This is a genomic window from Stenotrophomonas sp. RS-48 (assembly GCF_030053245.1).
Lineage (GTDB): Bacteria > Pseudomonadota > Gammaproteobacteria > Xanthomonadales > Xanthomonadaceae > Stenotrophomonas > Stenotrophomonas maltophilia_P.
In genome coordinates this window covers 1-7,084 of record NZ_JASGBV010000119.1, presented here as the reverse complement: position 1 = coordinate 7,084, position 7,084 = coordinate 1, and the positions used below count along the sequence as shown (strand labels likewise).

Below are 7,084 nucleotides of genomic sequence, written 5' to 3'. Positions count from 1 at the left end.
CCCGGCGAATCGCCAATGGCCAGAAACAGAACGGCCCCGCTTTCGCGGGGCCGCTCCGTTTCACGCAGGCCGGGCGTGGCCCGGCACTACATCAGTCACGCACCGTGTGCGGCCAGCTGGCCCAGGCGCTGGACCGCGACCGAGACGGTCGGGTAGTCCAGGGTCTTCTGCTCGGCCAGTTCCGCCAGCATTGCCAGGGTGAAGCGCAGGCTGTTGTCATCGCGGCCCATCCATGCAGCCACCTTGGCCTCGGCACTGCCGCCCTTGGTGGCGAGCACCTGACCGGCCAGGTTGCGATGGTTGGCAGCCAGCTCGTCGCGCAGCACGCCGCGTGCCACCGCATGCCAACGGCCGTTGACTTCCAGTGCATCGACCTGCTCGAACAGCCACGGCAGCTGCAGGGCATCGCCCAGGCGGAAGTGCACCTTGGACACGTCCACCGGCTTCAGCTTGCGGGTACGGGCCAGTTCGATGATGTCGAACGCCGGTTCCAGGAAGTGCAGCTCGGACAGCTGCTGTGCCAGCGCGGACGGCAGACCCTTCTCCTTCCACTCGGCCACCAGCGCCTCGTAGGTCGGACGCTGCGAGTCCGGCAGCACACCCGACGCGACACGGATGTCGTTGAACGGGCCCTGATAGCGGTTGACCGCTTCAGTGATGCCCGGCATCGCACCCGGACGCGACAGCAGCCAGCGCACGAACGAACGCTGCAGCTTCCAGATCACCTCCAGCGCGTCGATCTGCACCGACTCCGGCACCTTGCCGTCGAGGGCGTCGATCTGCGCCCACAGCGCGCGCGCATCCAGCGTCTCGCGGCTGATGGTGTAGGCCTTGGCGACCTCGGCGATGGAGCGGCCGGTGTCTTCCTGCATGCGCATCAGGAACGTTGCGCCCATGCGGTTGATGGTCTGGTTGGTCACCGCCGTGGCGATGATCTCGCGCTTCAGGCGGTGACGCTCCATCGCATCGGCGTACTTCTTCTGCAGCGGCGTGGGGAAGTAGCGCAGCAGCTCCTTGGAGAGGTACGGATCTTCCGGAATATCCGACTCCAGCAGCTGGTTGAACGCCACCAGCTTGGAGTAGGACAGCAGCACCGACAGCTCCGGACGGGTCAGGCCCTGGCCGCGCGCCTTGCGCTGGGACAGCTCGGCATCGGATGGCAGGAACTCGATCTGCCGATCCAGCAGCCCCTGCTGTTCCAGGGTGCGGATGAAGTGCTGCTTGGAACCCAGGCGCTTGACCGCCATCCGCTCCATGAGGCTCAGCGCCTGGTTCTGGCGATAGTTGTCGTTGAGCACCAGGTCGGCGACTTCATCGGTCATCGAGGCCAGCAGCTTGTTGCGCTGGTCGACCGTCAGCTTCTTCGCCCGCACCACATCATTGAGCAGGATCTTGATGTTGACTTCATGGTCCGACGTATCCACGCCGGCCGAGTTGTCGATGAAGTCCGTGTTGAGCAGCACGCCGGCCTGCGCGGCCTCGATACGGCCCAGCTGGGTCATGCCGAGGTTGCCGCCCTCGCCCACCACCTTGCAGCGCAGCTCGCCACCGTTCACGCGCAGTGCGTTGTTGGCACGGTCGCCGACATCGCTGTGCTGCTCGCTGGCGGCCTTCACGTAGGTGCCGATGCCGCCGTTCCACAGCAGGTCCACCGGTGCCTTCAGGATCGCGCTCATCAGGTCGTTCGGCGACAGCGCCTTGACGTTCTCGTCCAGGCCCAGCGCTTCACGCACCTGGGGGGTGATCTCGATCGACTTCAGGCTGCGCGGGTACACGCCGCCGCCCTTGCTGATCAGCTTGGCGTCGTAGTCTGCCCAGCTCGAACGCGGCACGGTGAACATGCGCTCGCGCTCGACGAACGAGGTCGCCGCGTCCGGGTTCGGGTCAAGGAAGATATGGCGGTGGTCGAATGCCGCGACGAGACGGATGTGGCGCGACAGCAGCATGCCGTTGCCGAACACATCGCCGGACATGTCGCCGACGCCGACCGCGGTGAAGTCCTGGCTCTGGCTGTCACGGCCGAGCGCACGGAAGTGGCGCTTGACCGACTCCCATGCACCGCGCGCGGTGATGCCCATGCCCTTGTGGTCGTACCCCACCGAACCACCGGAGGCGAACGCATCGCCCATCCAGAAGCCGTGCGCGATGGCCAGGCCGTTGGCGATATCGGAGAAGGTCGCCGTGCCCTTGTCGGCGGCCACCACCAGGTACGGATCGTCCATGTCGTGCCGCACGACATCCACCGGCGGCACGATCTTGTTGTTGACGATGTTGTCGGTGATGTCCAGCAGGCCCTGGATGAACAGCTTGTAGCAGGCCACGCCGTTGGCGAAGATCGCGTCGCGGTCGCCGTTCACCGGCGGGGTCTTGGCGAAGAAGCCGCCCTTCGCACCGACCGGCACGATGACGGTGTTCTTGACCATCTGCGCCTTGACCAGACCCAGCACTTCGGTACGGAAGTCTTCGCGACGGTCCGACCAGCGCAGGCCGCCACGGGCCACCGCGCCGAAGCGCAGGTGGGTACCTTCCACGCGCGGACCGTAGACGAAGATCTCGCGGTACGGACGCGGCTTCGGCAGGTCCGGCACCAGCGCCGAGTCGAACTTGAAGCTGATCACATGGCCGTGCTGGCCATTGGCGTCGGTCTGGTAGTAGCTGGTACGCAGGGTGGCATCGATCACGCCCATGAACGAACGCAGGATGCGGTCTTCGTCCAGGCTCGACACGCGGTCCATCAGCTTCAGCAACGCATCGCGCGCGGCCTGCATCTGCGCGTCGCGGTCACCCTTGCGGGCATCGACCACGGTCTTGAGCACCTTCAGGGTGGCCTCGTCGCCGGCGGCCAGCACATCGAAGTGGGCCTTCAGCTGGGCCTGGCCGGCCGCGATGTCGTCCTTGCTCTCGTGGCCGGTGGCCGGATCGAAGCGCGCTTCGAACAGTTCGACCAGCAGGCGCGCCAGCAGCGGATAGCGGGCGAACGTGCCTTCCACGTACGCCTGCGAGAACGGCACGCCGGTCTGCAGCAGATACTTGCAGTAGCCGCGCAGCATGGCGACCTGGCGCCAGTGCAGGCCGGCGGCCAGCACCAGGCGGTTGAAGCCATCGTTCTCGGCATCACCGTGCCAGACGCGGGCAAAGGTTTCGCCGAATGCTTCGTCGACGCTGGCGGCATCGATCGCACCGGCCGTCGATTCGACCTCGAAGTCCTGCACGTATACCGGGGCGTTGTCGACCGACAGGCGGTACGGACGCTCGGCGATCACGCGCAGGCCCATGTTCTCCATCATCGGCAGCGCGTCGGACAGCGGAATGTCGTCCAGCTGGCGGTACAGCTTCAGGCGCAGGCCATCGCCGCTTTCGCGCGGCACCGCCTGCAGGCTCAGGCGCAGATCGTCCGGACCGGTCAGCGCGTCGAGCTGGCTGACGTCGTTGGCGGCAACTGCGGTGCTGTTGTCTTCGATGTAGCCGGCCGGCAGTGCCTTGCCGATGCGGGCCGCGATGCGCAGGCCTTCGCTTTCGCCATGACGGGCCACCAGCGCTTCACGCAGGTCGTCCTGCCAGTTGCGCAGCACCTGGGCGAGCTTGCGCTCCAGTTCGGCGGTATCCACGTCAAGCATCTCGCCCGGCTTCGGGCGCACGATCAGATGCACCTGCGCCAGCGGCGATTCGCCCAGCACCACCGAGCTGTCGACGTACTCGCCATGCAGCGCTTCCTTCAGCATCGCCTCGATGCGCAGGCGCACGTCGGTGTTGAAGCGCTCGCGCGGCAGGTAGACCAGCGCAGAGATGAAGCGGCTGTACTTGTCACGGCGCAGGAACAGGCGGCTGCGCACGCGCTCCTGCAGGCCCAGCACGCCCATCGCGGTGCGGAACAGCTCGTCCTCGCTGGACTGGAACAGTTCTTCGCGCGGCAGGGTCTCCAGGATGTGGCGCAGGGCCTTGCCGCTGTGGCTGGACGCGGCCAGGCCGGACTGCTTCATCACGTACTCGTGGCGCTGGCGCACCAGCGGGATTTCCCACGGGCGGCGGTTGTAGGCACTGGAAGTGAACAGGCCGAGGAAGCGCTGCTCGCCGATGATCCTGCCCTTGGCGTCGAATTCCAGCACGCCGATGTAGTCCATGTAGCCGGCGCGGTGCACGCGGGAGCGCGCATTGGTCTTGGTCAGGATCAGCGCGTCCTTCAACCCCGACGTGGCGTTGAGGCCCTGGGCGGCGAGCGTCTTGACCGGGCGTGCGGCGGACTTGTCCTTGCCGCGCATCAGGCCCAGGCCGGTCTCGTTCAGCGGCGCCAGCACGTCTTCCTTGCCCTGCTTCTCGACGCGGTACTCGCGGTAGCCGAAGAAGGTGAAGTGGTTGTCGGCGGCCCAGCGCAGGAACTCCTGCGCTTCCCTGCGCGAGGCATCGTCGACCGGCAGCGCACGGCTGCCCAGATCGTCGGCCAGTGCCAGTGCCTTGTCCTTCATCGGCTGCCAATCGCGCACGATCGCCCGCACTTCGTCCAGCGCCTTGCCGATGGCCTGCTCGATGGCGGCCATGGCATCGGCCGGCTGGCGGTCGATCTCCAGCAGCATCACCGATTCGGCCTCGCCCTCGCCGACCTTGACCAGCTTGCCGGCCTTGTCGCGGGTGAAGCGCAGCACCGGGTGGCCGAGCACGTGCACGCCCACGCCCTGTTCGGCCAGTGACATGGTCACGGTGTCGACCAGGAACGGCATGTCGTCGTTGATGATCTGCAGCACGGTGTGCGGCGATTCCCAACCGTTCGCCTTCACCGTCGGATTGAACACGCGCACGTTGGCCTTGCCAGCCTTGCGGGCACGGGCGAACTCCAGCGTCTCGGCCGCGAGCGCGGCCCACTCTTCAGCGCTGTGGTGCGGGAACTCGTCCGCCTCCATGCGCTTGTAGAAGTCAGCGGCAAACGCCACTGCTTCGGCCTGGGCGGCCGCCGGGTAACGCTTGCGCAAGGCCGTGTATACCGGCTCCAGGGAGAAACCAGCGGTCACTGCGACCTCCGACTCAGCTGGTTTGGTCTTGTTTTTCACGGTCTTGGCTGCGGTTTTTTGCGGTTTCATGGCAGAGCGATGCGCTTGCTCAGTTGGGAAAATGAAATTGTAGCCCTCCCGCGCGAAAAGGCCTTGCTGCAGGACGGAATAAGCAGATTCGGGTTTGCTGCGGTTTAGACGCCTATTCAGTTCGCCCAGGTACGGAGCGAGCGGGGGGCGGCCGCCTTGCCGACAGGATCGGCAAAGCGTGTTACCGGAAGACACACGCGGGAACGTCGTTTCGATTCCACAATCCTGAACTGGACGGTATAGTCCACCGCGTGAACCCGGCCTACTTCCCCGTTGCCCTCGATGCGCGCGATGAGCGCGTGTTCGATGCCGTGCGCGAACTGCTGGCCCGGCAGGGCATGCAGATGAGCATGGATGCGGTGGCCCAGCAGGCCGGCTGCTCCAAGCAGACCCTGTACTCGCGCTATGGCAGCAAGCAGGAACTGCTGCGGCGGGTGATGCAGCGGCATGTGGGACACGCGACGGGGGCAATGCTGCGTGCACTCCGCAGTGACGACCTGCGTGCCAGCCTGTTGCAGTTCGCCATCGACTTCCTGGAGCATTTCAACCAACCGCATGTCGGCCAGGCCTGCCGGCTGATCGCTGCAGATGCCGCCCAGTTCCCCGAAGAGGCCCGGGCGCTGTACCGGCATGGTGCTGGCGCGCTGACACTTCATCTTTCTGAATGGATTGAAACCGTTTGCAGGCGTGGCCTGCTCCGGCATGACGACCCGCACTTCATGGCCGAACTGCTGCTGAGCATGATCGCCGGTCAGGATTTCGACAAACAGCGCTTCCATACCCCCCATCGTGATGACGCGCTCCTGCGTCGGCGCTGGGCAGAGTTCTCCGTCGACAGCTTCCTGCGCGCGTTTGCGCCGCAACCGTCGCCGGCCCCGTCTACAAACCAACCCCGGAGTTCCTCCTGATGACCGCCCCACTCCGCACCCTTGCCTTGACGTGCGCCGTTGCTGTCGCGCTGGCTGCCTGCAAGAAACCGGAACAGCAGACACCCCCGCCGCCGGAGGTGGGCGTGATCGATGCGAAGCCGCAGACCCTGCCGCTGCAGCGCGAGCTGGTCGGCCGCCTGTCGCCGTTCCGCAGTGCCGATGTCCGCGCACGCGTGCCGGGCGTGCTGCTCAAGCGCGTCTACCAGGAAGGCTCCCAGGTCAAGCAGGGGCAGACCCTGTTCCTGATCGACCCGGCACCGCTGCGCGCCTCGCTGAACGCGTCCGAGGCCCAGCTGGCGTCGGCGCGCGCCACCTACGCCAACGCCAAGGTGGCGGCCGATCGTGCCCGCTCGCTGGCACCGCAGCAGTTCGTCTCCAAGTCCGACCTGGACAACGCCGAATCGGCCGAGCGCACTGCGTTGGCCGCGGTCAAGCAGGCCGAAGCGGCGGTGACCTCCTCGCGGATCAACCTGGGCTACGCCGAAGTGACCGCGCCGATCAGCGGCGTGGCCAACAAGCAGCAGGTGACCGAGGGCGCACTGGTCGGCCAGGGCGACGTGACCCTGCTGACCACCGTCGACCAGCTCGATCCGCTGTACGTCAACTTCTCGCTCAGCGTGGACGAGCTGACCCAGCTGCGCGCGCAGCAGGCCAAGGGCGCCCTGGCCCTGGCCGGCGACGGCAAGGCCACCGTCAACGTGAAGCTGGCCGATGGCAGCACCTACAGCGAGCCGGGAACCCTCGACTTCTCCTCGACTACGGTCGACCCGGCCACCGGCGCGGTGTCGCTGCGTGCGCTGCTGCCCAATCCGCAGCAGATCCTGCTGCCGGGAGCCTTCGTCAGCTTCCAGGCCAACCTCGGCGAGCGCAACAATGCCTACCTGGTGCCGCAGCAGGCGCTGCTGCGCGACACCACGGGCGGCTACGTGATGGTGGTCGGTGCCGATGGCAAGGTGGCGCGCAAGAACGTCAAGACCGAAGGCGCACAGGGCGGCAACTGGCTGGTCAGCGATGGCCTGGCCGCCGGCGACAAGGTGATCGTGGCCGGCGTGCAGAAGGGCAAGGAAGGCAGCCCGGCCGTCG

General features: G+C 66.5%; 3 protein-coding genes. 2 read left to right on the top strand and 1 reads right to left on the bottom strand.

Annotated elements, in window-relative coordinates; all coding sequences use genetic code 11:
• Positions 1-95: 95 nt before the first annotated feature.
• Positions 96-5,072, bottom strand: coding sequence for an NAD-glutamate dehydrogenase domain-containing protein (locus QMZ25_RS18130; RefSeq protein ID WP_065182907.1), 4,977 nt, complete (start codon positions 5,070-5,072; stop codon positions 96-98).
• Positions 5,073-5,323: 251 nt separating this feature from the next.
• On the opposite strand from QMZ25_RS18130, the gene QMZ25_RS18125 reads away from it, so the two are divergent.
• Together QMZ25_RS18125 and QMZ25_RS18120 are read left to right on the top strand one after the other, a co-directional pair.
• Positions 5,324-5,980 carry a TetR/AcrR family transcriptional regulator gene (locus QMZ25_RS18125; protein ID WP_053515419.1) on the top strand — a complete coding sequence of 219 codons (657 nt, stop codon included), beginning with the start codon at positions 5,324-5,326 and terminating at the stop codon, positions 5,978-5,980.
• Positions 5,980-7,084 (top strand): efflux RND transporter periplasmic adaptor subunit (locus tag QMZ25_RS18120; RefSeq protein ID WP_283220070.1); only part of this gene is annotated, 1,105 nt, incomplete at its 3' end. The genes QMZ25_RS18125 and QMZ25_RS18120, both read left to right, overlap by 1 nt.

Bases quoted from the DNA above. Each gene is read 5' to 3' on its own strand.
- QMZ25_RS18130 (WP_065182907.1), bottom strand. From the start codon at position 5,072: ATGAAACCGCAAAAAACCGCAGCCAAGACCGTGAAAAACAAGACCAAA.